This window comes from Parabacteroides hominis, from assembly GCF_014287585.1.
Classification (GTDB): domain Bacteria; phylum Bacteroidota; class Bacteroidia; order Bacteroidales; family Tannerellaceae; genus Parabacteroides; species Parabacteroides hominis.
In genome coordinates, this window is record NZ_JACOOJ010000030.1 from 1 (window position 1) to 26,145 (window position 26,145).

At 49.0% G+C, this 26,145-nt stretch carries 18 protein-coding genes and 1 rRNA gene; 12 read left to right on the plus strand and 7 right to left on the minus strand.

Features of this window, described 5'->3' with window-relative positions; genetic code table 11:
* Positions 1-3: 3 nt before the first annotated feature.
* Positions 4-114 (plus strand): 5S ribosomal RNA (rrf, locus tag H8S65_RS14875).
* A 75-nt stretch (positions 115-189) separates the two neighbouring features.
* On the opposite strand, the gene H8S65_RS14880 is transcribed toward rrf, so the two are convergent.
* Entirely contained in the window at positions 190-510 is a 321-nt protein-coding gene (locus tag H8S65_RS14880; RefSeq protein ID WP_186930691.1) for a heavy metal-binding domain-containing protein, read from the minus strand.
* Between the two features lie 94 nt (positions 511-604).
* Complete coding sequence (locus H8S65_RS14885) at positions 605-2,866, minus strand: GH92 family glycosyl hydrolase (protein WP_186930692.1); 2,262 nt, start codon at positions 2,864-2,866, stop codon at positions 605-607.
* Between the two features lie 326 nt (positions 2,867-3,192).
* Here H8S65_RS14885 and H8S65_RS14890 point away from each other — a divergent pair, with 326 nt between their 5' ends.
* Genes H8S65_RS14890 through H8S65_RS14900 form a run of 3 tightly spaced genes read left to right on the plus strand, consistent with a single transcriptional unit; the run spans position 3,193 to position 4,504 of the window.
* Entirely contained in the window at positions 3,193-3,588 is a 396-nt protein-coding gene (locus H8S65_RS14890) for a hypothetical protein (protein ID WP_186930693.1), read from the plus strand.
* 14 nt (positions 3,589-3,602) lie between these two features.
* Positions 3,603-3,881, plus strand: a complete 279-nt coding sequence (locus H8S65_RS14895; protein WP_186930694.1) for a LysO family transporter — start codon at positions 3,603-3,605, stop codon at positions 3,879-3,881.
* Positions 3,878-4,504, plus strand: a complete 627-nt coding sequence (locus H8S65_RS14900) for a LysO family transporter (RefSeq protein WP_186930695.1) — start codon at positions 3,878-3,880, stop codon at positions 4,502-4,504. The genes H8S65_RS14895 and H8S65_RS14900 overlap by 4 nt, the downstream gene beginning before the upstream one ends.
* A gap of 174 nt (positions 4,505-4,678) precedes the next feature.
* On the opposite strand, the gene H8S65_RS14905 is transcribed toward H8S65_RS14900, so the two are convergent.
* Entirely contained in the window at positions 4,679-7,942 is a 3,264-nt protein-coding gene (locus H8S65_RS14905; protein ID WP_186930696.1) for a S41 family peptidase, read from the minus strand.
* Positions 7,943-8,061: 119 nt separating this feature from the next.
* Between H8S65_RS14905 and H8S65_RS14910 the strand changes: the two genes are divergently transcribed.
* The 8 genes from H8S65_RS14910 (at position 8,062) to H8S65_RS14945 (ending at position 20,834) form a co-directional block, all read left to right on the plus strand.
* Positions 8,062-8,637: an RNA polymerase sigma factor gene (locus H8S65_RS14910; protein WP_186930697.1), complete on the plus strand. Its 576-nt coding sequence runs from the start codon at positions 8,062-8,064 to the stop codon at positions 8,635-8,637.
* A gap of 241 nt (positions 8,638-8,878) precedes the next feature.
* Entirely contained in the window at positions 8,879-9,865 is a 987-nt protein-coding gene (locus tag H8S65_RS14915) for a FecR family protein (protein WP_186930698.1), read from the plus strand.
* Between the two features lie 87 nt (positions 9,866-9,952).
* On the plus strand, positions 9,953-13,294 hold the full coding sequence (locus tag H8S65_RS14920) for a TonB-dependent receptor (protein ID WP_186930699.1): 3,342 nt from the start codon (positions 9,953-9,955) through the stop codon (positions 13,292-13,294).
* A gap of 21 nt (positions 13,295-13,315) precedes the next feature.
* The gene (locus H8S65_RS14925) at positions 13,316-15,118 is read left to right on the plus strand and encodes a RagB/SusD family nutrient uptake outer membrane protein (RefSeq protein WP_186930700.1); all 1,803 of its coding nucleotides are present in this window, start codon (positions 13,316-13,318) and stop codon (positions 15,116-15,118) included.
* Between the two features lie 514 nt (positions 15,119-15,632).
* Positions 15,633-16,043, plus strand: coding sequence for a hypothetical protein (locus tag H8S65_RS14930; RefSeq protein ID WP_186930701.1), 411 nt, complete (start codon positions 15,633-15,635; stop codon positions 16,041-16,043).
* 45 nt (positions 16,044-16,088) lie between these two features.
* Positions 16,089-19,328 (plus strand): S41 family peptidase, encoded by a 3,240-nt coding sequence (locus H8S65_RS14935; protein WP_186930702.1) that lies wholly within the window; start codon positions 16,089-16,091, stop codon positions 19,326-19,328.
* Between the two features lie 291 nt (positions 19,329-19,619).
* Positions 19,620-20,144 (plus strand): 3'-5' exonuclease, encoded by a 525-nt coding sequence (locus H8S65_RS14940; RefSeq protein ID WP_186930703.1) that lies wholly within the window; start codon positions 19,620-19,622, stop codon positions 20,142-20,144.
* A 219-nt stretch (positions 20,145-20,363) separates the two neighbouring features.
* Positions 20,364-20,834 (plus strand): helix-turn-helix domain-containing protein, encoded by a 471-nt coding sequence (locus H8S65_RS14945; RefSeq protein ID WP_186930704.1) that lies wholly within the window; start codon positions 20,364-20,366, stop codon positions 20,832-20,834.
* On the opposite strand, the gene H8S65_RS14950 is transcribed toward H8S65_RS14945, so the two are convergent.
* The 4 genes from H8S65_RS14950 to H8S65_RS14965 all read right to left on the minus strand — a co-directional run bounded on the left by H8S65_RS14950 (position 20,819) and on the right by H8S65_RS14965 (position 25,519).
* Positions 20,819-22,012: a dicarboxylate/amino acid:cation symporter gene (locus H8S65_RS14950; RefSeq protein WP_186930705.1), complete on the minus strand. Its 1,194-nt coding sequence runs from the start codon at positions 22,010-22,012 to the stop codon at positions 20,819-20,821. The genes H8S65_RS14945 and H8S65_RS14950 overlap by 16 nt on opposite strands.
* Entirely contained in the window at positions 21,981-23,447 is a 1,467-nt protein-coding gene (nhaC, locus tag H8S65_RS14955) for a Na+/H+ antiporter NhaC (protein WP_186930706.1), read from the minus strand. The genes H8S65_RS14950 and nhaC overlap by 32 nt, the downstream gene beginning before the upstream one ends.
* Positions 23,448-23,538: 91 nt before the next feature.
* On the minus strand, positions 23,539-24,234 hold the full coding sequence (locus H8S65_RS14960) for an SIR2 family NAD-dependent protein deacylase (RefSeq protein ID WP_186930707.1): 696 nt from the start codon (positions 24,232-24,234) through the stop codon (positions 23,539-23,541).
* A gap of 43 nt (positions 24,235-24,277) precedes the next feature.
* Positions 24,278-25,519 carry a serpin family protein gene (locus H8S65_RS14965; RefSeq protein ID WP_186930708.1) on the minus strand — a complete coding sequence of 414 codons (1,242 nt, stop codon included), beginning with the start codon at positions 25,517-25,519 and terminating at the stop codon, positions 24,278-24,280.
* Positions 25,520-26,145 lie beyond the last annotated feature (626 nt).

Here is a 26,145-nt window from a genome sequence, read left to right on the forward strand (position 1 = left end):
AATTAAGGTGGTTATAGCGTTGGGGATCCACCTCTTCCCATTCCGAACAGAGAAGTTAAGCCCAACCACGTCGATGGTACTGCGTAAAAGTGGGAGAGTAGATAGCCGCCGTTTTAGAGAGAGCGAAAGCTCGAGAAGAAAGCCGATTCAGTTTTGAGTCGGCTTTTTTCGTATATTTCATTTTCGGGATTATCGGTAGCGTACAGCAGTTCCTGCGGCAGTAACCATCAGCATGCTTCCACTTCCTCCGACAGTCTCGTAGTCCAGATCTACGGCGATTACAGCGTTTGCCCCCATCTGTGCCGCATGGTCGCTCATTTCTTTCAAGGCGGTTTCTTTTGCTTCGCGTAATACGCTTTCGTAGGAACCTGCCCGTCCTCCGACAATATCCCGGATGCCTGCGAAGAAGTCTTTGAATACATTTGCTCCGATGATCGTTTCACCGGATACGATTCCGAAGTACTGGGTAATTTCTTTTCCTTCAATCGTGTTGGTTGTTGTAAGTAGCATAACTTTTTAATTTAATTGTTTAGGGACAAATATAAAACAAAGGGCGAACCAGTGTACTGATTCGCCCTTTGTTTTTATGTTTCTTTACATGAATTTACTTTATCGGTTGATCGGTCATGATAAACTCCAGCTTGCCGCCTTTTATGATATCGTTGTGGCTGATAAACGGGGTGTCGAGGGTCTTTCCGTTCAGTTTAACTTCTTTGATGTATTTGTTGGCTGCACTGTTGTTTTTTACCAGGATTTCGAATATGCCGCCTTTTACATGAATAAGCGCTTTGTCGATCATCGGGCGGCCCAATGTATAGACCGGAATGCCCGGAGCGACTTGATAGAAACCTAACGCGCTCATTACATACCAGGCAGACATCTGTCCGCAGTCCTCATTCCCGATGATGCCGTCCGGCTCGTTGGTGTAGAAATTCTGCATGATCTGATCCAGGCGTTCCTGCCCTTTCCAGGGAGCATCCGTCCAGTTATAGAGATAAGCCATGTGATGGCTTGGCTCATTGCCGTGCGCATATTGGCCGATCAGGCCAGTGATATCACCGGAGGCTTCTTCGCCGTCAACTTGGGAAGAGGTAGTGAACAACGTGTCCAGACGTGTTTCCAGTTCCTTCTTACCGCCGATCGTCGCGATGAAGTTGTCCATATCATGCGGTACAAAGAAACTCCACTGAAAAGCATTTCCTTCGGTATAATCGCTCTTCATATGGGAAGAATAACGAGGGTTGAACGGTGTGCGGAAAGAACCGTCACCCATCACCCCGCGCATCATCTTGGTTTCCGGGTCTAAATAGCGCTTGTAATATTCGGCCTTTGCCGCATACTCTTTAGCCAGTTCCGTATTGCCCGCTTTAGCGGCGATCTGGGAGATACACCAGTCATAGTAGGCCATTTCCAATCCCCAGGAAACAGATTCGGGAACCGAGTCGGCCGGAACAAAGCCGTACTTTTCCTTATAATAAGGATGACGGGTGATCAAATCCAGTTCACGCGTTCCTTTGAACTTCTCAGCCAGATCGTCCCGGTAGACAGAAGATCGGGCTCCTGCTTCGGCCCAAACATTCAGGTCGCCTTCCGCCAGGTCTTTAGTCGCTAAGTCTGCCAGCACGGAAACAGCCGGATAGCCTACCATGCAACCTGTATAGCTGGAAGCCAACGGCCATTTCGGCAGGATTCCCCCTTCTTTATACCCTTGCACAAGCACTTTCCCCCAGTCGGCAGCCCGTTCCGGTTGGATGATCGTCATCAACGGATGCAGGGCGCGGAAAGTGTCCCAGAGCGAGAAGACGGAATAGTTCACATAACCCGGTTCCGCCCGGTGCACCTTCTTGTCCATACCTAAGTAACGTCCGTCCACATCCTGATAAGCATAAGGTGCGATCATCGTGTGGTAGAGGGCCGTGTAGAAGTTTACCATCACTTTCGGATCGGAACTTTCAATCTGGATATCGTTTAAAGCCTTGTTCCAGATATGTGCAGATTCGGCTCGTGTAGCCTCGAAATCCCATCCCGGCAGTTCAGCCAGCATGTTCTTTTCCGCTCCGTCGGTATCGACCGGGGAGATAGCCACTTTCACATACAGCGGTTTGTTGCTCTCCGCAAATTTATAATGGAATTTCAGGTCGTCCGGCGTGTTGAGACGCAAGAAGAGCGAATCCTTTCGCAAATTCCCGTCGATATACTGGTATAGCGTTTCGATCGGTTCCGAGAATGTGATGCGGTAAGAGACGGAATGGAAATGTGCCCATCCTTGCGTCTTGACAGTTCCTTCCACAGTCGAATCGTTTACAAAAAGATATTCGTTCCCCACCAACTTATGCCCCCAGTTCGGTTGCAGTACATGGCCGAGATCGAGAAGGACACGGCGGTCCTTCGGATTATCGTACGTGTATTTATGGAATCCGACACGATCCGTACTGGTTAGCTCCACATTAATTCCGAAATTGTCGAGACGCACCGCATAATATCCCGGCGTCGCCTTCTCTGTCTCCTTTTTGAAGGTCGCTACCGGTTTTATCGAGTCGCCACCGGAGAAAGGCAGGATCGCCACATCTCCCAAGTCGCCGATACCCGTACCCGACAGGTGCGTATGGCTGAAAGCATATATCTGGTTATCATCATAATGATATCCGCTACTGGCATCCCAGCCCATGATATGCGTATCGGGGCTGACCTGTACAAGAGCAAACGGACGGGTAGCTCCGGGAAAGGTATGCCCGTGAAACCCCGTTCCGATAAATGGGTTCACATACTGGATCTCATCGCGTAGTTGTTCTTCGCCGGATGGTTGGCTACAAGCTGCCAAAAGCCCGAACGCCGCAGCCTGAAGGAATAAGATTGTTTTCTTCATGTTATATTATCTGTGTTTTATCTCCAAAACGAATAAATTATTATTTTTGACTTTACAAATATAATGAAAAAGAACAATATACGCGTATATCCTACTTCTCTTCGAAAAAAACTCCGTGAAAATTGCAACCTCTCCCCGTTAGGTCGCGAGTCCGACAATAAACATTGCCCTTACCCGCAGGAAGAAACGGCAACATCTGTTCTTTTCCGCCTTAGCCGCTCCCGCTTTTTTGTCCGTTATTCTATTTATTCTTATCCTGACTGCTTCATTTATATTTGATAATGCTTATCTTTGAAGCGCTAAGTCTAATTTAATCCTATTTTATTATGAAGACGAATATGGGAAAAGTATTTGCAACGCTTTTTTGTATGATGATGTGTTTATCACTTTGTGCGCAGAAATTTACTCCCGGCATGGTTGTCGGTTTGTGGAACTACTCTGCCCCTGATGCTCCTTACGGCTATCAGGAAGGAACCTGCCAGATCAAGAAAACCGGTGAAAAACTGTCTGCCGTTTTCACGATCAGCGGTACGGAAATGACCGTTAATGAAATCAAGAAGGAAAACGATACATATAAGTGTAATTTCGATGTGGACGGAAGCTACGTCTCATTGACCTTCAAACAGGAAGACAAGAATAAACTGACCGGGAAAGCAAATTCGGAGGGTATGGTGATCCCTGTAACATTCACTAAAATAGTTAAAGTTGTCCAAGCTCGATAATCTGTTTTTTATCTATGTTCACTGTCATTGGTATTATGTTCGCGGGTATTGCCGCAGGCTATCTTTTGCGCAAAATCGAACTTTTGCAAAAGATCGGCAAACCTATTTCTTACACGATCCTTTTGCTTCTTTTCCTCTTGGGAATATCCGTGGGTGCGAATAAGGAAATTGTCGATAACCTTGCCACGTTAGGCGGCCAGGCTTTTCTGATTGCCTTAGCTGGTACGGCGGGGAGCGTGCTGGCCGGCTGGGGAGTCTACCACCTGTTTTTTAAAGAAAGGAGCCACGGATGAAAGGAAGCCTGATTGTTGTAGGATTCTTTGCGCTCGGTTGCCTGTTGGGATGGAGCGGTTGGTTGCCCGATGTCGTCATTGAAAACGACATTACGGTATATGTCTTATACCTGCTGATGTTTCAGGTCGGGCTTAGTATCGGCAGTGATAAGAAGCTAAAGGAGATTCTCGGCAGTATCCGCCCGAAACTGCTTTTGGTCCCTTTTGCCACGATTGCCGGGACGCTGGTCTTTTCAGCATTGGTCAGCCTGTTGCTTACCGAGTGGAGTGTTTTTGACTGCCTGGCGGTAGGGAGCGGTTTTGCTTATTACTCTCTTTCGTCTATCCTGATTACCCAGTTGAAGGAGCCTTCTTTGGGTGTCCAGCTCGCCACTGAATTAGGGACGATCGCTTTGATGGCAAATATCATGCGCGAGATTATGGCTCTTCTCGGTGCGCCTCTATTTGTCAAATATTTCGGCAGATTGTCTCCTATCTGTGCCGGAGGCGCCACGACTATGGATACGACTTTGCCGATCATCACTCGCTATTCGGGCAAAGACCTTGTTTTCATTTCAATTTTTCATGGGATTATAGTAGATTTTACGGTTCCATTCTTCGTGTCGTTCTTCTGCTCGTTTTAGGTTTGTTTTATTCCACCACCCACTTCTCAATATTCCGGGTCTCCTTGCTAAAGTTGACACCTATCTTGGACAGTTTGCGGGGATCGGGTCGGTGGAGGACGAGTCGATACTGTTCAAAGAAGGAGGTGCGTCAGGATGCTAAAAAGCACGCAGAAGACACCTCCTTCCGTATAATTATTTCTTACTTACCTCTTTCAACATCTCCTTTACTGCCTCTTCCAGCTGATGGTCTTCGCCTTTTAGCTGTGATTCGGGGGAGTTGTAGACTTCGATGTCCGGTTCGAGTTGCTGGTTTTCAAGGTAGCGTCCTTGCATGTCTTGCATGCCGACTTGCGGGATGCCGAAGACAATCGACGGGTCGATCTGGGATTCCCACCATACGGCAGTCATCGTGCCCGGTACGGGAGCACCGATCAGTTTGCCGATTTTCAACGTCTTATACGTCCAGGGGAAACCGTGGGCGTTCGAATAGTTGTCTTCGCACATCAGCACGCAGGACGGTTTCAGCCATCTGTTGAACGGATCGTTACCGATGAACTGTCCGCGCGGAGTGAATTTGGCATACAACTCGCCGCTCAGCAAGATTGCCAGGTCCTCGTGCAGCCAACCGCCACCGTTATGGCGTGTATCGACAATCACGGCCTCCTTCTCGCGGCAACGGCCTAACAGTTCGGAATAGGTATCGCGGAAACTTTCGCTGTTCATGCCCTTGACATGTACATATCCGATCTTTCCGTTCGACAGCTTGTCGACCATCTGGCGCTTCTGTTCGACCCAACGCTTGTAAAGCAAATCGGACTGTGCGCCGTAGGTAATCGGTTTCACCTGCTCTTCGAAACGCTCTTTGGTTGCCGGGTTGTAAACGGACAGCAACACCTTTTTGCCGGCCTTGCCGTTTAATAACGGATAATAATCTTCACCACCTTTGATGCCCGTGCCGTCTATCTTTTCGATGATGCAGCCCGGTTTGATCTTGGTGTCGGCTTTTGTCAACGGACCTTTGGCAATGATCTCTTCGATCTTCAATCCGTCGCCCGTATAGCTGTTGTCATAGAAAGCGCCCAAGCTGGCAGTTGCCGGAGCGGAAGAAGCGGAGCGGTAGCGTGCGCCGGTATGTGAACCGTTCAGTTCGCCCAACATTTCAGAAAGCATTTCTGCGAAATCGTAATTGTTGTTGATATGCGGGAGGAACTTTTCGTATGCCTTTTCATATCCCGCCCAGTCGATGCCGTGTATTTTCGGATCATAGAACTTGTCCAATACCTGGCGCCAGGTGTGGTGGAAGATATATTCGCGCTCTTTCGCCGGACGATACGAAAATTCGGCTTTGAATGCGATCGGTTTCGTTTTGCTGTCCTTGATCTCGATCTTCTTCAACTGGCCTCTCGAAACGAGGAAGATGTTTTCGCCTTTCTTGTCGGGGAACATCGTTCCGCCGCCAACGCCTTTGATCAACAGTTTGGTGGTGTTCTCCTTGAAGTTGTGTTCCCACAGGTCGTAACCGTCTTCGAATGCGGCGCAATAGTACAGCTTGTCGCCCTTCGGAGTCAGGACGGCATCGCCTAAGAATGACGAGTTGACGGTCAGGCGCATGATGCGGTCTTTGCGGTTTGCCAAGTCGAATTTAAGCGGTTCGACCGGTTTGTCGTCTTTTTCGTCCTTCTTCTTGTCGCTGTCTTTATCCTTATCCTTGTTTTTCTTGCTATCCTTGTCGTCCTTATCTTTGTCTTTGTCCTCTTTTTCATCGTCCAACAATGCTTGTTCCTCTTTGGTGAGGCGGAACTTATCATAGGCTTCGCCATCGAAGAACATGATGTAAATATCATCTTCCGCTCCCCAGCTGCCATGACTGCGGTAGCCGGCACGGTCGGACGACCAGATCATCGCCTTTCCATCCAGCACCCATTTGGCATTGTTGTCGGAATAGCCGCTTTCGGTCAGGTTGGTCATTTCACCGCTGCCGTCCGCTTTAACCAGTACGATGTCCGTATTGTTCCATCCTCCGATAGCGATATATTTGGCTAAGAACCATTTGCTGTCGGGCGACCATTGGTAATACTGGTCACCATCGGCATACGAATAGTTATATTTGCCATCTAAGACCGTGCGAACCTGTTTGCTCTTCAAGTCGATCACGCGCAGCGTCGTACGGTTTTCCAGGAAAGCGACTTCTTTTCCGTCCGGCGAATACATCGGCTGGAAAGAGGTCTGCGAGGTTACTACTAACGGCTCTTCCTTCAATTCCTGTGCATAGGTGAAATATTTGTCATCCTTGCGTACCAAGCTGCTCTGATAAACTCCCCAGGTTTCGCCCCGTTCGGCAGAGTAAACCAATGAGCGTCCGTCAGGGCTGAAATCGAGGTCGCGTTCCTGCTGCGGCGTGTTGGTGATCTGCTTGGTCGTTTCATAATCGACCGAGGTCACATACACATCGCCGCGCACGATAAAGGCGACTTCCTTTCCATTTGGAGAAACAGCGATATCGGTAGCCCCGCTTGTCTTAAGCTGGTGGATCAGGTCGTTTTCCACCTTGTCCGAAATGATCCGGACATCCACTTTCTTAGGCTGCGCGCCTTCTTTGACCGTATAGATCCCGCCGTCATACCCGTAACAGAGGTTGCCGCTGTTATCGGAAGTCAGGAAGCGGACGGGGTGAGTCGTGTGGTTGGTTACCTGCCGGCTGTTCTTGCCCGTCAGGTCGTTCTTGAATATATTGAAACTTCCTTTTTCCTCGCTCAGGTAGTAGAAGGAAGAACCGTCCGCCGTCCATACCGGGTTGCGGTCTTCTCCCTTGAAGGAAGTGATCTTTTGGAAAGTACGTTCCGGACCGAGCGTGCACAGCCAGATGTCGCGCGTGATGGATGACTGGTGGTGTTTGCGCCAGGGGTCCTCATAGCCTTTCTTGTCCTGATACAACAATTTGTCGCCTTGTTTATTCAATGCCAAGCATTCCATAGCCAGAGAAGAATAGAGAACCGGGCGGCCTCCGTCGAGACTGGCCTCATAGATCTGCGGGAATTGTCCGGACGGGAACTGGCTGTCTTTCGCATCCTGCTGGATCGCAGCCGAGTAGAGGAGATGTTTCGCATCGCTGAACGTTTCCGGATATTCGTTTGCGGAGTGGGTGGTCAGCTGCTTCGGGCTGCCTCCTTCCTTGTCCATCACAAAGATGTCGAAATTACCGTTACGGTCTGATGTGAACGCGATCTTGCTGCCGTCGGGCGACCAGACCGGGCGTGTGTCATGAGCCGGATGGGTTGTTAACTGGGTAGCTTTGCCACCGTTTGCCGGAACAGTGTAGATATCGCCTTTGTAGGTAAAAGCGATCGTCTCCCCGTTCGGTGAGATTGCCGGATAGCGCATCCATAGCGGATCGTTTTCGGCCAGCACGTTTGTCGTAAATAGCAGTGCTGAAGTCAGGATGAATAATGATTTCATGCTTCGCGTTTTTATGGGCATAAAGATACGGCATTATTATAAAAAAAGATAGAAATAAACTTAATAGTAGCCGTTTAGTAGTTTATTTCTATCTTTACGAACTCAAAGTGAGGGTGAATATGCGGGAAATATCGATACATAGCGATACTATAGAAAAACTTAAACGAGGCTCATATGAAGCGTTCGATACATTATATAATATGTACGCGGATTCTTTGTACGGTTTCGCCTTGCTGCATACGAAGTCCGTTGTCCAGGCTGAAGATATCGTGCAGGAGACGTTTCTCAAGCTGTGGAACATGCGTGCCTCCTTGTCTGTCGAGGGTTCCTTCAAATCCATGTTGTTCACGATTGCCAAGAACCATGTGATCGACGTTTTCCGCCAACAGATCAACCGTCCGGATTTTGAAGATTACATTCGCTTTTGTGAAGACGAGAACTTGTTGGATAACACTTCCGTTGAAAAAATATATTACGATGACTTTGTCGACAAGTTAGCGATCGCCAAGCAAAAACTGACTCCCGCACAGCGGAACATCTTTGAAATGAGCCGTGAGGAGGGAATGAGCAATGCCGAAATAGCTACCCTTTCGGATATTTCCGAGCAGACGGTAAAGAATCATTTGTCCGCCGCGTTAAAGATTCTGCGTGAGGAACTCCGGAAATATAATTTTCTTTTTACCCTTCTCATATAGGAAAATCGGAAAACACTCTCTGCTTCTCAAGTGATTCCCTGAATTTTTTCAGTTATTCCATGCCGGTGAAAATAAATTTTCATGCAGGGGAAAATTTATTTTCACCGGCATGAAACAAAAGTTTCCTCAGCATGAAACAAAAGTTTCCTCAGCATGAAACAGGAAATATGCTTTAGAACATATGAGAACGCCTGGTACTTTTTAGGTACTTCTTCGTGTAACTATAAACAATCGACAAATTATGACCGATTTATTTAATAAATTATATTCTCAATTCTTAAGCGGAAAGACCAATCAGGAAGATTTCGGGGACTTCAAGAAGTCCTTGAATCATCTTTCGGATCAGGAACTATCCGAAAGGATGGAATCGTTTTGGAATGAGAATACTGTTTATCCGCCAATGGAAGCCGGTCGTAAGCGGGAAATTCATCGGAGACTCCGTTTGCAGATAAACCCTCCTAAAACGTCCATTCGCTGGTCCCGTGTCGTGGCGGCGGTGGCTGTGATTGCCGTCTTGTCCGTTACGGCGTGGAACTTTTCTCTTTTGCATGAATTGCAAAATGAGAACATTTCTTTCTTGGCGGAAGTTCCGGCAGGGGATAAAGTGCAGTTGACATTGCCGGATAAGAGCTCTGTCAAATTGAATTCGGAAAGTTCTTTGTCTTATGCCTATGTCAATGGCAAGCGTGTCGCCCGTTTGAAGGGCGAAGGCTACTTCCGGGTTTCCAAAGATGAGAAACATCCGTTTGTCGTGCAGGTCGGTAACCTGAATATCGAAGTGTTAGGGACTTGCTTCAATGTCTATTCGTATGAGGATAACGACTTTGTAGAGACTTCCTTGATTGAAGGTTCCGTGCGCCTCTACGACTCTAAGTCGCCTTCTGAAAGTTTTATCCTGAAGCCGTCTCAGAAAGCGATCTATTCGAAAAATAACGGGAAAATCAGTTTTCACAATACAGACAATGTAAAAGAAACAGCTTGGACGCAAAATCATCTGGTATTCGAATCGGAAAAGTTAGGCTCGGTGTTCCATAAGATCGAAAGATGGTATGGAGTGCATATCGACCTGCTCTGCCCGGAGATTGCGAACGACCTGATTTCCGGTTCATTCAAGGACGAACAACTCCCGTATGTCATGGAGGCTCTGAAATACCAGTACGGGTTTAATTATGAGATCACAGGAAACAATGTAACGATTAATAAGTCTAATCAATTAAAAATAAAATAAGCTTATGAGATGAAAAGGTGAAATCTAAGAAAAAGTGTTTTTAAAAATCAATTGTTTAATTCTAACTTAAGTCTATTTATCATAGTCATGAAGAAAGTATTTCGGAGTGCAGCACTCCTGTTTTTGTGTACAACCATGTACGCACAGGACATTTCGCAAACAATGTCAATGAATTTGCAGAATGTCACATTGAAAGAGTTTTTTAAGAATCTGGAGGCGCAGTCTTCTTTTTCAGTCGTTTACCGGGATATCATCCTGAGCGAGAATCCTGATGTGGTCGTTTCCGCTTCCAATCGCCCGTTAAAGGATATCCTGTCCCAGGTACTCGAAAAGCACGGCCTTTCCTACAAGGTGAGCAACAAGACGATCGTCATCGTCAAAGCCGAAGCGCAGGCTCCCGTGAAACAGCAAAAAGCCAAGAAAATATCCGGTGTGATTACCGACGAGACAGGCTTTCCGGTAGCCGGGGCGAATATCGTAGTCAAGGGAACGACCAACGGGACCATCTCGGACATGGATGGTAACTTCTCTTTGGAGGCGGCTCCGGGGGAAATGTTGGAAATATCCTATATCGGTTTTTTGCCGATGGAAGTAAAGGTCGACAACAAGAATACGTTTGACATCCTGATGAAAGAGGATGCGCAAGGTTTGGATGAAGTAATCGTGGTCGGTTATGGTACGGTGAAGAAAAGAGACTTGACCGGATCGGTCGCTTCCGTAAACGCATCCAAGATTTCGGCTGTTCCGACTTCCACGGCATCGGAAGCATTGCAGGGACGTATTCCGGGTGTTGTCGTTTCCAACTCCAACTGGTCGCCGGGTTCGACTCCGAGCGTGATGATCCGTGGTAAACGTTCGATCACGGCAAGCAACGATCCGTTGTATGTGATCGACGGTGTTCCCGTTACAGGAGGTATCGGCGAAATCAGCCCGTCGGATATCGAATCTATGGAAGTGTTGAAAGACGCGTCGGCAACGGCTATCTATGGTGCCCGTGGTGCGAACGGTGTTATCCTGATCACCACCAAGCAAGGTAAATCAGGCAAGACGCAGATCGATTATAACGGATATGTCGGAGCACAGACAATCCTGAACCAGCTTGACTTCTGGGACGGTCCGGAATATGCCGAATATACGCGCGAGTCTTATCGCAATACGAGCAATAATTCGATCCGCTACAACTCGGATGTGGCTTCAAGGGACCAGGATATGGTCTGTCCGGGATTCACACGCGACCCGTCGATCATGGAATCGGTCATGATGGGTTGGGGTGACGATGGCGTTTACTATCCGTCTCGTGTGCGTACGACCCGCTATATGGATCATGTGACCCGCACCGGTATGGTGACTGACCACCAATTGAGTATCCGCGGAGGTGGCGAACGGACGAATTTCCTGGCTTCTGCTACCTACAATAAGAATAACGGTATCTTCAAAGATGAAGATTACGAACGCTATTCGATCCGTTTGAACCTGAACCACGAGATCAACAAATATGTGAAGATCGGGGCGCAGACACAATACTCGCATGCCATCCAGCAACGCGGAGCCGGACTTGCCGGTGGCTGGCGCTTAAGCCCGTTGGCACAGTTGTGGGATGAAAACGGCGAGATTATTCCGTTGCCGGGTTCTTATAATGTATATAATACGATGATGGATCTTGTTCCGGGGGCTGTGGACCGTCCGTTGAAGACTACCCGTTACTTAGGTAGCTATTCTTTGGATATCAAACTACCGGTCGACGGCTTGAAATTCCGTTCCAATTTAGGTGTCGACGCCCGCACGGTACAGGATTACGAGTTCAGATCCGCAAAAACGAGCAACCGCGGTATGGGTACTTCATACGCAAGAAATGCCGTAGACAAGTACACGATGTTTACCCTGGAAAACATGCTTTTCTACGATAAGACGTTCAACGACAAACACACATTGGGCGTGACTCTGTTGCAGTCCATCCAGGAAGATAAAAAGGAAAACGTGAATGTCGCAATGGAGAACCTGCCGGCGGATAACCTGATGTATTATGATCTGGGATCGGGATTGGTGACCAACACGATCGGCAGCTCGATGGTCAAATGGAATATGGCTTCCTTCATGGGACGTATCAATTATAACTATTTGGGACGTTACCTGTTGACGGTTTCAGCCCGTTACGACGGTTCTTCCCGTTTGGCCGACGGACACAAATGGGTGCTTTTCCCTTCTGCCGCATTGGCATGGCGCATCAATGAAGAATCTTTCATGTCGAGTACATCCGGATGGTTGGATAACCTGAAACTGAGACTCGGTTTCGGTAAGACCGGTAACTCGGCTGTAGACCCTTACCAGACAAAAGGTACTTTGTCATTGATCCGCTACCCGTTCGATAACGGTGCGTCCGGAACGATCGGGTATGCTCCGAACGCGATGGCGAACAGCCTGTTGACTTGGGAAACGACGGACCAGTGGAACTTGGGTATCGATTTCGGAGTTTTGAGAGGACGTATCAACGGTACGATCGACTTGTATATGCAGAACACGCATGATCTGTTGCTGAAACGCCAGTTGCCGGTTGTTTCCGGTTTCCCGGACGTGCTTTCGAATGTGGGCAAGACACGCAATAAAGGTATAGAAGTTTCTATCAACTCTATGAACATCAATACGAAAGACTTCCAGTGGACAACTGATTTGATGTTGTCTTCGAACAAGGAAGAAATCGTTGAATTGTATAATGGCAAGAACGACGATATCGGTAGCAAATGGTTTATCGGCCAGCCGGTGAATGTCCACTATGACTACCGGAAAGTAGGGATCTGGCAGAACTCTGAATCCGATCTTGCCGAGATGGCGAAATTCGCCGCCAACGGCACGGACTTCGCTCCGGGCGATATCAAGATACAGGATGTGAACGGCGACTATAAGATTACGGATGCCGATAAGCAGATTCTGGGTAACCCGCGTCCGAAACTGATTGCCAGTATGGTGAACACCTTCAATTATAAAGGTTTCGACCTGTCGGTCTTTTTGTATGCAAGTTTCGGTGCTATGCTGTACAACGATATTTATGCGGTGGAACATTGCGGACGTAACGGAGGTGTGAAAGTGGACTACTGGACACCGAACAACCCGACGAACGCTTATCCTCGTCCGAGTATCGACGAAGAGCGTCCGATCTACATTACATCCACTTATTATGAAAAGGCGGACTTCCTGCGTGTAAAGACAATGACGATGGGATATACGTTGCCGAAGAATCTGACCAAGAAATTCCTGGTTGAGAAAATGCGTGTTTACTTTACCGCGCAGAACCCGTTTATTTTTACCAATTACACGGGTATCGATCCGGAAGCTGCTAAAGTGGACGATGCCGGTAATCCTAAAACGGACGGTAGCGGTTTCGGTACTCCGAGTGTCAGCTCCTGGATTTTTGGTATAAACTTGACTTTGTAATTTTAATCTTATAAATAAAGAATGAAAATGAAATCTATATATTACTATATGCTGGCTGGCCTGACGCTTTCTACATCAGGTTGCAGCAGCTGGTTAAGCGAAGACGACGCTCCGGTGATGTCGTACGATTATTATGAAACGGAAGCCGGGGTAAATGCAGCCATTACGGCGGCTTACGGTTTCCTCCGCTGGGGAGTCGGCGGCGAACGTTTCGATGTATTGACCGAATTGGGTACAGACCTGTTTACGGAAGGTGAAGATGGCAATAACCGCGAGTCCTACAATAAATATGCAACGCAGTTGAACCCGGACGACGGTATTTTGTATGAGATGTGGCAAAACCACTACAAGGGAATCAGCGATGCCAATATCGCCATGCAGAAGATCCTGGATTCACAGGATTTGCTTGAGAATGTAAAAGCGCAGAGCTATGCGGAAATGCAGTTTATCCGTGCTTACCTCTATTTCGACCTGGTACAGCAATTCGGACGCATTCCTCTGGTTACCGAAGGTAGTTTTGACATCCGTACGAGCTTCAAACGCGCTCCGGTGGCCGATATCTATAGTCTGATTATAAGCGATTTGCGCAATGCAGTGGAAAATCTGCCTGAAAAGGTTGCGACCAAAGGCCGCGCTACCTGCTATTCGGCTGCTCATCTGTTGTCCAAAGTATATCTGACTCGCGGTAGCGCCGTCAGCGATCCTCGTGGGCAGAAAGCGACCGATATAGACAGTACGTTGTACTATGCCGAGAAAGTGATCAACAGTGGTGCTTTTGCCCTTCAGGAAAACTTCTCTTCCCTGTGGGATATCAGTAACCAGGGAAATTCCGAAGTCGTGTTTGCCGTCCAGTTCACGACCGAGCCGATGTTTAACGGTGATGGTAACAGGCAGCACCTCTATTGGCTCTCCTGGTATGAAGACCAGCCGGGTATGTTGCGCGACATTGCCAACGGCCGCCCGTACCGCCGCCATGTGGCTACCAAGAAGACGATGGATGATCTGTACGACCGCCTGCACGACTCACGTTTCTACAAGAGTTTCAAGTGGGTATATTATGCCAATAACGTAAATACGTTACCCGCCTGGGAATCTCTGTCTTATGATGGAACTGTCTACTTCAATCCGGATCCTTCAAAAGGACAGGTTACCGGCCAGCTGAAATTCCAGCATGGCGATACAGCTATTTATTATACGATGGAAAAGACCGGATACGAATCGAACAGCAATGATATGCGTAAGTTCCGTGCCAACTATACGTATTCTTATTTCCCCCGCGAAATGCACTCGATCCGTTATTTCCCGTCACTGGTGAAATATCTCGACCCGAACCGTCCTTCCGTATCCGAAGAAAAGGGCTCTCGCGAATGGGTACGTATGCGTTTGGGTGAAACGTATCTGTTGGCTGCGGAAGCTGCCGGCCGTAAAGGGGATTTCGACAAGGCTGCCGGGTATATCAATGTGATCCGCAAGCGTGCCGCCTGGTCCGAAGGTGAACAGAAAGACCAGCAGATCTGGCTTTTCGAAGGTGGAGTGAACGATACGCAGAGCACGTATGACGCACTGAAAGTCTCCCCCGCCGACCTGCAAGGCGATTTTATCGAATTTATCCTGAACGAACGCGGACGTGAATTGCTGGGAGAAACCAACCGTTGGGAAGACCTGGTACGCTGTGAACTGCTGTACGACTGGGTGAAGAAATACAATCCGGATGCAATCTACATCAAACCGTATCACAAACTTCGTCCTATCCCGCAGAAACACATCGACCGTTTGAACCCTGTCGGCGAACTCAGCGAAGAACAGAATGAAGGTTATTATTAATCTCTATATTCGGAGGTTAAACGATATAGTAAGTAGGTATTAGTTAAAAAGTGGCCGGCTACGATGGAATAGATGATATTCCGTTCGTAGCCGGCTTTTTCTGTGTTTTTTCTAAAGAACCTTGAAAAAAGGAAGGAGGAATATCGGTTTTTTGAATCTTCTGTTTATCTTTGTCGCGTACAGTAAGCCCGATAAAGCGTTATCGCCGGTACGACTTTGGTGGTGAACACGAAAGTTTATATATTATCTCTTGATTGAAACCTCGAAATTTCTGAATAACTAGTGGATAGTATGTGAATTTTGTTCGCGTTTTTTCTTGTCATGCAAGGTGGGTGTTTATGCACTTGCGTATTCAAGATAAAAAACGTGGGTAATTATCGCATACAACTAGTTATAGGTTATTCGAGGTCCTTAATCGAGTGTATGTTGTTAATTCCCACGTTTCTTTATAATAACCATCCAATTTGGGAATTGTTGGATATATGGGATTTTTTCAGGTCGAATTTAAGCAAATATGGAATTACCTTTATCTATCTCAAATCTTCAGGAGCAATGGTTGCTATCTCTTTTGGAAAAACTTGATCCTGTCAATATTACTGAACTCTTTTGGCAATTGCGGCCTTATGTTGTCCTGCATCATGTGGAGTTCAAGGAGTCTTCGTTTTCTTTTTCATCAGTAGGCATTATTAATTTTACGGATATCGTCGGTTTTGTCCGGGGGAAGGACACTTTGGGCATTCTGTTGAGGGACGGTCGCTTCTGTTTGTTTTCCGCTTCGAGTATGGACCGGCAGTGCATATCGGTTTGCAATCTTGAATTTTATAAGAAAACGGGGAGGATGTTGTCCGGCTGGTCTCTTTTTGTCGCGAAACGGCAATTATTATGGTGGAAAATAAAGGAATATCTGCGCAGGAATATACTTTGAGCTTTACTTTTTTTACCTTTGTCGGTAGACTAAACGATAATAGGTATGAAGAAGAAACTTATCTTTTCTTTATTGGTTCTGGCTGGCGCCCCTTCACTGTTGACGGCGGCGGACGAAGCGCGTCTGTTGCGTTTCCCGGCTACGAACGGCAATGAGATTGTTTTCTCGTATGCGGGCGACCTCTACAAGGTTCCGGCTACGGGTGGCGAAGCCGGGCGTCTGACTTCGCATGTGGGATACGAAATGTTTCCCCGTTTTTCACCGGACGGCAAAACGATTGCATTCACCGGGCAATACGATGGTAATACCGAAGTGTATACCATGCCGGTGGCGGGCGGGGAACCGCTGCGTGTGACCTATACGGCAACGAACAGCCGGGATGACCTGGGCGATCGCATGGGGCCGAACAACATCGTGATGACCTGGACGCCTGACGGCAACCGGATCGTGTACCGCAACCGCATCAGCGACGGCTTCAGCGGGAAGCTGTTCACGGTGGATAAGGAGGGAGGCTTGTCCGAAGCCATTCCGCTTCCCGAAGGCGGGTTCTGCAGCTATTCCCCTGATGGCAAACAGTTGGCTTATAACCGCGTCATGCGTGAGTTCCGTACCTGGAAATACTACAAAGGAGGGATGGCGGACGATGTCTGGATCTACAATTCAGACAAGAAGACAGTCGAAAACATTACGGACAATCCCGCCCAGGACATTATCCCGATGTGGATCGGCGACGAAATCTTCTTTCTTTCCGACCGCGACCGGACAATGAATATCTTCGTTTATAATACGAAGACCAAACAGACGGACAAGGTCACCGACTTTACCGAATACGACGTGAAGTTCCCAAGCGCAAACGGTAATATGATCGTCTTCGAGAACGGCGGCTATATCTATAAGATGGATGCAGGGAGCAAGAAGCCGGAAAAGGTAAACATCACCCTGGCTTCCGACAATATCTATGCCCGTAGCGAAATCAAGGACGGAGCCGGCTATATTACCGAAGCCAGCCTGTCGCCCGACGGTGAACGCTTAGTGGTGACTGCCCGTGGCGAAGTGTTCAACCTGCCGGTGGAGAAGGGGGTGACAAAGAACATCACCCGTTCGCCGGGAGCGCATGACCGCGATGCGCAATGGTCGCCCGACGGCAGATTCATTGTCTATATTTCGGATGCAACCGGAGAGACGGAACTCTATATGCAGGATGCCACTGGCGGCGAACCTGTCCGGCTGACTAAGAATAACGACACCTATATCCGCGGATTCGAATGGAGTCCGGATTCTAAAAAGATCGTTTATACAGACCGCAAGAACCGCCTGAACCTGCTGGATGTCGCTTCCAAAGAGGTGACAACCTTGTTGCAGGACCCGATGGGCGAACCGCGTGGCGTGACCTTCTCGCCGGATAACCAATGGCTGACTTATACCCGTACCGGGGATAACGAGTACAGCATTGTTTATGTTTACAATCTTGCCGGCAAGAAAGAATATCCGGTTACGGATAAATGGTATAACTCCTCTTCCCCGGTCTTCAGCACGGATGGCAAATATCTGGTCTTTGCATCCGCCCGCGATTTCAATCCGACCTACGGATCGCTGGAATGGAACCATGTCTATAATAATATGTACGGGGTTTATCTCGCACTGCTTTCCAAAGACACTCCTTCTCCTTTTATGGAAAAGGACGCGGAGGTTGCCGTGGCCAAAGATGAAGCGAAGAAAAACGCTCCGGCAAAGAAGGAGGAGACTGGGAAAGAAGAAGCTGCCGCTCCGGTTGTCAAGATCGACTTCGACGGTATTACGGACCGCATCGTCAAACTGCCGGTGAGCCCTTCCTATTATGGCAACTTCTACTCGGATGGGAATAAAGTTTATTACTGGGGACGCGGCGGCACGAAAGTGTACGATCTGAAAAAGCAGAAAGAGGATGTGGTTGCCGATGGCGCCCAGATGGGTGTCGAAGCCGGCAGCAAGAAAGCGTTCTTCTTTAAGGGCGATGATATTTATGTGACGGATATCCCTTCGGGAAAAGCAGACCTGAGCGATCCGGTGAACCTGTCGAACATGAAGATCACGGTCGATTACCCGAAGGAATGGGCGCAGATTTTCGATGAAGCATGGCGGGCTTACCGCGACGGTTTCTACCTGGCGAATATGCACGGGGTGGATTGGAATGCGATCAAGGCAAAATACGAGGTGCTCGTCCCGTATGCCAAGACTCGTCTGGACTTGAACTACATCATCGGCGAGATGATCGGCGAGCTGAATTGTGGCCATGCGTATGTGAATCCGGGTGAGACGGAACGTCCCGGCCGGATTAAAACGGGGCTGTTAGGAGCCGAGATCTCCCGTGACAAGAGCGGTTTCTTCCGTCTGGAAAAGATTCTGCCGGGCGCTTCCTGGAGCAAGTCGTTGCGTTCTCCGCTGACGGAGCCGGGCATTGAGGCGAAGGCTGGCGAGTTTATCGTGGCGATCGACGGTGTGCCGACAAACAGTGTGAAAGATATGTATTCGTTGTTGGTCGGCAAGGCGGATGTCCCGACGGAGATTTCGCTGAACAGCAAACCGCAGTTGGCGGGGGCGCGCAAGATCGTGATCAGTCCGCTGGAAGAGGAATATTCCCTGTATCACTATAACTGGGTGCAGGATAATATCAAGAAAGTCGACAAAGCGTCGAACGGCAAGATCGGCTATATCTATATCCCGGATATGGGACCGGAAGGACTGAACGAATTCTCCCGCTATTTCTATCCGCAGCTCGATAAAGAAGGTCTGATTATCGACGACCGTGCCAATGGCGGCGGCAATGTTTCGCCGATGATCCTCGAACGCCTCTCCCGCGAACCGTACCGCCTGACGATGCGTCGCGGTTCCGCCCGTATCGGAACTGTTCCCGATGCCGTGCAGGTCGGTCCGAAAGTATGCTTGATTAATAAGTATTCGGCATCCGATGGCGACCTCTTCCCGTGGGGCTTCCGCGCGCTGGGATTAGGCAAACTGATCGGAACGCGTACATGGGGCGGTATCGTCGGTATCAGCGGCTCGTTGCCTTATATGGACGGAACGGACATCCGCGTGCCTTTCTTCACCAGCTATGATCCGAAGACAGGTAGCTGGATTATCGAAAATCATGGTGTCGATCCCGATATCCTGATCGATAACGATCCTGTCAAAGAATGGAACGGCGAAGACCAACAGCTCGACCGCGCCATCCAGGAGGTGATGAAAGAACTCCGGAACCGTAAACCGCTTCCGGGAGTGCCTGCACCGAGAGATTTCTCTAAATAATTTACTTTTGGCTTGGCCCCAAAGTAACCGGAAAGCCAAGGCTTAAACTGCCTCTCTTTTGCCGTCTGCTTCAGCAGACGGTTTAAAAGGTCTGGAGGCAAAGCCTCCTCCTCTGTGGGCTTCAACCCCTTCGATCTATTGTATTTAAAGGGGTTAAAACCCACAGAGGAACCGGCAAAGCCGGAGCAATCATCTATCCGTCTGCTGAAGCAGACGGCAAAAGATCAAGCCAAAAGTAACAGACAAACCAGCATTTATAAAATCAATTAATATTCAACTTTCAATTAGAATATGGAACGTTTTGCCGCAATCGACTTTGAGACAGCCAATGGGAAACGAAGCAGTATATGCAGTATCGGGATTGCGATTATTGAAGACAATAAGGTGGTCGACTCTATTTACACGCTGGTCCGTCCGTATCCGAACTTCTACACCCGGTTTACCACTGCCGTTCACGGCATAACCATGCAGGACACGATCGATTCGCCGGACTTTGAGGAAGCATGGGCCGGGATTGCCGGTAAATTACGGGATATCCCGTTGGTCGCTCATAACAGCCCCTTCGACGAAGGTTGCCTGCGGGCTGCCCATGAAGCCTATGACCTCGCCTATCCCAAATACCAGTTCTATTGCACCTGCCGCCTGTCCAGGCGGATGTATCCTTTCCTCGTCAACCACCAGTTGCAGACCGTCGCCGCCCATTGCGGGTACGATCTGACCTATCACCACCATGCTATGGCCGATGCTTATGCCTGTGCGCATATCGCAGCTACAATGATGCGGGAAAAAGGAGTCGAAAGGCTATGCGAACTCTAACGGATGGGCAATTTAGGGCTGGCGGGCCGCTCGATAGCTCGTATGTGGATGTAAATGCGCTGGAATTTGTTTATGATAGATTACTTGTGTACGAAAAAGAGCTATTGGGATGGTAGATAGTTCCTCTTTGTACATAAAGGCACTTGTTTATATGAATAGTAGCGCATCTGCGTCTGTTGGCGAGCTATTGTTCCATTATTTACCTTAAATTCTTTTGATATGTTCAAGAAGATTCTCCCTGAAGACTTGTATCTGAGTGTACTTCGTAGTTATAAACCGTCTGAAGAAGATTTATGGCGCGGCAAAGTCGCTCCGGAACGCCCTGGCCGTTATCTGTCGGGCAACGAGGTGATCGATGCCGCTGTCGACTTGCTGCATCGCCATCGCCACCAGACCTGCGATTTCTATGCCGCCCGGCTTGGCATCCCGTTGCGCGACCTGAATGGCTTCTACCGGGTGATGACAGGGATGAATTTCGAGGTGTGGCGTGATCGTTATTTGGTACTCATGGCCAAAGAATTGCTGGAAAAGACGAAAATGAGCAGTAGTGAGATCGGCACGTGGATGAACTTCCCCGCTGTCAACGGTTTCGCCCGTTGGTTTCGCCGTTTGGCCGGCCGCCAGCCTATCGAATGGAGGAGAGGATGGCGGGGTAACGACCCGAGGGCGAAATATCATATCGACGACTGAATCGTCCCGGCCTTCTGCTTGCCGGCGATCTTGTCCACCACGACCGCAATCGCCCCGTCGCCCGTCACATTGCAGGCGGTCCCGAAGCTATCCATCGCGATATAGAGGGCGATCATCAATGCCTGCAAGGTCTCGTTGAACCCTAACATGCTTTGCAGCAACCCCAGCGCGGCCATAATAGCCCCGCCCGGTACACCCGGAGCAGCGACCATCGTGACGCCCAGCATCATGATAAACCCGGCAAGGGCGGTGAAAGTGACAGGCTCGCCCGACATGTACATGATCGCCATCGCGCAAGCCGTGATCTTCATCGTGCTGCCCGACAGATGGATGGTGGCGCAGAGAGGGACGACGAAGATCGCGATGTTTTCCCGCACCCCGTTCTTGACCGCCTGTGCCAATGTCACAGGGATGGTGGCGGCTGAGGACTGCGTCCCCAACGCGGTGGCATAAGCCGGAAGCATATTCTTCAGCAACCGTAGCGGGTTCTTTCCGCTCACACTGCCGGCGATGGTAAACTGGATGAGAAGCAGCAACACATGCAGGACAAATATCACGATTATCACTTTCAGGAACATGGTGATCACACTCATGACCTGCCCGCTCACCGTCATGTTCAGGAAGATACCGAAGATATGGAGCGGCAACAAAGGGATGATAACCGCCTCGATCAGTTTGACGATGATTTTCTGGAAGTCGGAAAAGGCTTCCCTCAAAGTCCCCCCGTTTATGTAGGACAGGCCGAGCCCGATGGTGAACGAAAGCAGCAACGCCGTCATCACATCCATCAAAGGCGGCATGGCAACTGTGAAATAGGGCTGCAACATGAAGTCTTCGGGGTTCTCCATCGCCGTCAACTCAGCGTTGACCGGAAGGATGTGCGGGAAGATCGCCGAACTGCTGAAATAGGTGAAGAAACCGGAAAAGATAGTCGAACCATACGCGATCAGTGCGGTCAATGCCAGCAACCTGCCGGCCCCTTTGCCCAGATCACCGATAGCCGGCGTCACCAACCCTAAGATAATAAGCGGGATCGAGAACGACAGGAAGTTGCCGAACAAAGAATTAAACGTAACAAAGATGCGGGCGATCCCGCCGGGCAGGAACTGCCCGAACACAACACCGGCTGCGATGGCAATGACAACCTTAGCCAGCAACGACACTTTCAGCTTTTTCATTTTTCCTTTTTATTTTGAACCCGATCGCGGCAATCGTGATGCTCATCAACGGGCTGATTAGATTAAAGAAACAATAGGGGAGGTAGGTGAATGTCGCCACTCCGAGGATCGTAGCCTGTGTCATACCGCAGGTGTTCCACGGGATCAGCACGGAAGTGACGGTGACCGAGTCTTCTACCGTGCGGCTCAGCAGGCGGCTTTCATATCCTTTCTTTTCATAAATATCCTTGAACATATTTCCGGTCAGGATGATGGAAATATACTGGTCGGCCGTGCAGATGTTGAGGAACAGGCCCGATGCCACCGTCGATGCGACCATCCCGACCGTCCGCTTCATAAAGCGCAGGAAAACGGAGGTGATGCTGCCTAACATCCCGCTTGCCGCCATCGCACCGCCGAAGCACATGGCGCAGAGGATCAGCCAGATCGTGTTCATCATGCCCGACATCCCTCGCGTGGCGACTAAGCTGTTCAGTTCCGGATTGCCGGTCTCTATGCCCGTGCTGCCGTAGAATGTCATGAGCAGGCCTTTGAAATCGGATTGGATATTTTCCACCGGTAAACCGGAAATCTCTTGCAACAGGTGTGGCTGGAAGATCAGCGCGAACACGCCTGCCAACGCCGCCGAGATGAACAGCGTGATGATCGACGGAACCCTTTTGGCAATCAGGATGCCGGTGACGACCGGAACGATCAGCAGCCACGGCGTGATATGGAATGTGTTGTCCAGGGCGATCGAGCACTGTTCGATCTGGTCCGTCGCCGTCGCCTCGTGCGAAAGCCCGGCTACTGTGAAGATGACGAGCGTGATCAGCAATGAGGGGACCGTCGTGATCATCATATACCGGATATGCTTGAACAGAGGCGTGTCTGTTACCGATGAGGCAAGGATCGTCGTGTCGGAAAGCGGGGATATCTTGTCCCCGAAATAGGCGCCCGAAATGATCGCCCCGGCGATCCATCCGTCGGAGAAGCCTTGTGCCTGTCCGATACCTAAGAGGGCGATCCCGATCGTGGCGATGGTGGTCCATGAACTTCCCGTCATGACCGAGACGACCGCACAGATGATGCAGGTCGATGCCAGGAAGAAACTGGGATGAATGATCTGCATCCCGTAATAAATCAGGGTAGGGACGACACCGCTGATCATCCAGCTGCCGGACAACGCCCCGATGATCAGCAGGATGATCAGAGCTGTCGCGACACCGGTGATATTGTTGATCATCGCCAACTCCAACGCCTTCCAGCGTACTTTGCTGTAGGTCATGGCGATCAGGCAGCAGACGGCTGTGGCGGTAAGCAGCACGATCTGGCTGCCGCCGCTGAGGGCATCACTGCCGAATGTGCGTATTGTCACAAACAAGAGGGTTACCAAAACAAGTATGGGAACCAGGGAAAGTAAGGGCGAAGGAATCTTCGTCGGATTATGCTCCATTCTCAATAATACTTATTCTATGTGTTTACTTTGCAAAAGTAATAGAAATGCCCCGAAGTGTTTCTATTATGTAAGTGATTTTAAGAACGTATTAATGATTTTGCAGTAATAATTCCTTCAATTCTTTTACCCCTTCCGATGCCCCTTTCCGGATGAAACGGATATCGTTGCGATAGGCTTTCACCTCTTTCGGGTCGATGAGGTAGATCGGCTGGCCGCGACGCACGTAGTTCAGCAGTCCGGCTGCCGGATACACGTTGAGCGAAGTCCCGATCACCACGAAGATGTCACAGTCTTCCACCAAGCGGATCGCCGGGTCGATCATCGGGACCGCCTCGCCGAACCAGACGATGAAGGGGCGGAGTTGTGCCCCGTGAGGGTCTTTGTCCCCGATATGCAGGTCGGGGTCTTCGGGCGAAATATCATAAGTCGTATTCAAGTCGCGCACGGAACAGGCTTTCATCAGCTCGCCGTGCAGATGAACCACATGGCTGCTTCCCGCCCGCTCGTGCAGGTTGTCGATGTTCTGGGTAATGATATGGACGTCGAACTCTTTTTCCAGGTCGGCAAGCCCGATATGCCCGGCGTTGGGTTTCGTGTTCAATAACTCCCGGCGTCGCTGGTTGTAAAAATTGAGTACCAGCTCCGGATCGGCAGCAAAGCCTTCCGGGGTTGCCACATCTTCCACCCGGTATTTCTCCCACAGCCCGTCCGAGTCGCGGAAAGTCGAAATACCACTCTCGGCACTCATCCCGGCGCCGGTCAGTACGACTAATTTCTTTTTCATAAGGCAGTTGTTCTATATTCCTCACAAATATAGAAAAGAAAAATCATTCCGGCTTCCCAACTTTGCCTGCAAAAAGGATCGCACCCGTACTTTTTTCTTTCAGTACATAGCCGAAGGGGTGGTCGAAGCGGATTTCGGTAGGTTGGGAAGGGAATGCACTCTCTGATGTCATTCCTCCTATTGTAACGGCGGCCGCTTCCGTACCGGATTCGTTTAGCTCGATATAGGTTTTCTGTTTAAGAAGCCCGATGTAGAGTCCCTTTGTAATGGACATCTTTGTGAAGTTGGCAGAATAATCATTGAAAGCATCTTTGATACCGAGGCTATTTAGGGTCTCGATTAAGTCCTTTTCTGTCTTGATCAGAAAACGTGGAAGATGGATCGTCATTGTGCTTGTATGTAATTGTTCATTCCATTTCTGCCATGTCTCCTGATCCAGCCCCTTAATTATATCGTCTATACTCTTTTTATCCGGGTCAGCCGGTATAAAGAGAAACATGCTGAATGCTCCGTTTCCATAAGGCAACTCGACAGCCATGATTTCCTCGTCGGCAAAGAAGTTGTTGCTTTGTGTCTGTTTCATGGTCGGAACCTGTATGGTCTGCCCGTTTGCCATGTAGAACGGTTCGTCTTTGGTGTCGGACTTTTTGAACTCGTTCGTCCAGATGCCTTTGAAGTAGATGGCGTTGATGAGGTAACTGATTATATCGTCGGGTATCCCGTTGATGATCTCCGGTATCAGCCCGTTCGTTTTCTTGTTGCACCAACTGTTGATCTTTTCCAGCGTGCTGTTGTCGAAAGGCTCGTTGCAGACTTCCGCATCGTAGTAGGTCTTGTTGGTTTGGATAAATTCGGGAAGCAGCGTGTAGCCGTTTCTTATCCAAAGGCTGTTAGCATTCGTGAAGATCGTCCGACCGTCCAGCTTGGGAAGTTCGGTTTGCATCATCTGTACATACTCGTTGATCTGTTGATTGGTGAAACCTTCGAATCCGAGGGTTTTCTGCATTTCCGCATAGGTATCGCCGTCCGCACCGTTCATGATCATACCCAGACAGAGGCTGGCACTCAGAGGGGAGAGACAAAAGTTCTCTTCTTTTTCAGTCTTGGCAACCTCCCGATAGAGATCGAAGGAGAACTTTTGTACCTGCGTATTGATCTCGCCCGACTTGGTCGAAAGAGGAATATCATAGCGCGGAGTATCTTTCCCGAAATTTCTGTCATCCTCATTTGTACAAGAAAGAAGACAAAAGGTAAATAGAATCATGGATAGTAAAATCGTTTTCATAAGCATAGCATTAAAGTTGTTACTATTATATAGATGCATGCAGGACAGGAATTGTTGCACGTAATCCCGGATTGGTGTAAAATACACCGGAAATCATTCAAAAATCGGAAGAGAATCGAAAATAACTGTCATACTATCATGGTTTACTTTTTGTATTTTTGAATATCAACGCTTGTGTGGTATGATAGTAGGCATGATGGATGGCTTTTCAACTATCATACTATCATAGATACAGTATCTTTTTTGCGCGTGCCATATAGTTCATTTTCAGAAGAATAGTTGTCTTTGTTTGTTGAGATCCGGGTGTCGGACACCTGCAGACCCGGGTCTCAAGACCCTCCAGATGGAGGTGTAAATGGCCCTGATACGGTCATTTTGAGGAAAAATCTAACGTCTTTTTGTTTAAAAAGTACCTTGTCCCGGCAGAAAAGGTTTATGCTTTCCTGGAAACGTTCCGCTTTTAACACTTTCGGAGAGCATCTATTTCGGATAAAACGGCTAAGATGATGGTTAAACAGCTGATTTATGATAGTTGTTTTTTTAATCTATCATTGTGGTTCATGTCCTGTCGGGCAGCCCTAAGACGAGGCTTTCCTCATACCGCAGGCTCTCTTTTGCCGTCTGCT

Excerpts from the sequence above, each read along its gene's own strand:
- H8S65_RS14895 (WP_186930694.1), top strand. The coding sequence starts at position 3,603 with ATGTTCACTGTCATTGGTATTATGTTCGCGGGTATTGCCGCAGGCTAT.
- H8S65_RS14950 (WP_186930705.1), bottom strand. The coding sequence starts at position 22,012 with ATGAAAAAGCTGAAAGTGTCGTTGCTGGCTAAGGTTGTCATTGCCATC.
- H8S65_RS14960 (WP_186930707.1), bottom strand. The coding sequence starts at position 24,234 with ATGAAAAAGAAATTAGTCGTACTGACCGGCGCCGGGATGAGTGCCGAG.
- H8S65_RS14935 (WP_186930702.1), top strand. The coding sequence starts at position 16,089 with ATGAAGAAGAAACTTATCTTTTCTTTATTGGTTCTGGCTGGCGCCCCT.
- H8S65_RS14930 (WP_186930701.1), top strand. The coding sequence starts at position 15,633 with ATGGAATTACCTTTATCTATCTCAAATCTTCAGGAGCAATGGTTGCTA.
- H8S65_RS14965 (WP_186930708.1), bottom strand. The coding sequence starts at position 25,519 with ATGAAAACGATTTTACTATCCATGATTCTATTTACCTTTTGTCTTCTT.
- H8S65_RS14900 (WP_186930695.1), top strand. The coding sequence starts at position 3,878 with ATGAAAGGAAGCCTGATTGTTGTAGGATTCTTTGCGCTCGGTTGCCTG.
- H8S65_RS14925 (WP_186930700.1), top strand. The coding sequence starts at position 13,316 with ATGAAAATGAAATCTATATATTACTATATGCTGGCTGGCCTGACGCTT.
- H8S65_RS14890 (WP_186930693.1), top strand. The coding sequence starts at position 3,193 with ATGAAGACGAATATGGGAAAAGTATTTGCAACGCTTTTTTGTATGATG.
- H8S65_RS14945 (WP_186930704.1), top strand. The coding sequence starts at position 20,364 with ATGTTCAAGAAGATTCTCCCTGAAGACTTGTATCTGAGTGTACTTCGT.
- H8S65_RS14940 (WP_186930703.1), top strand. The coding sequence starts at position 19,620 with ATGGAACGTTTTGCCGCAATCGACTTTGAGACAGCCAATGGGAAACGA.
- H8S65_RS14885 (WP_186930692.1), bottom strand. The coding sequence starts at position 2,866 with ATGAAGAAAACAATCTTATTCCTTCAGGCTGCGGCGTTCGGGCTTTTG.
- H8S65_RS14905 (WP_186930696.1), bottom strand. The coding sequence starts at position 7,942 with ATGAAATCATTATTCATCCTGACTTCAGCACTGCTATTTACGACAAAC.
- H8S65_RS14880 (WP_186930691.1), bottom strand. The coding sequence starts at position 510 with ATGCTACTTACAACAACCAACACGATTGAAGGAAAAGAAATTACCCAG.
- H8S65_RS14920 (WP_186930699.1), top strand. The coding sequence starts at position 9,953 with ATGAAGAAAGTATTTCGGAGTGCAGCACTCCTGTTTTTGTGTACAACC.
- H8S65_RS14915 (WP_186930698.1), top strand. The coding sequence starts at position 8,879 with ATGACCGATTTATTTAATAAATTATATTCTCAATTCTTAAGCGGAAAG.
- H8S65_RS14910 (WP_186930697.1), top strand. The coding sequence starts at position 8,062 with ATGCGGGAAATATCGATACATAGCGATACTATAGAAAAACTTAAACGA.
- nhaC (WP_186930706.1), bottom strand. The coding sequence starts at position 23,447 with ATGGAGCATAATCCGACGAAGATTCCTTCGCCCTTACTTTCCCTGGTT.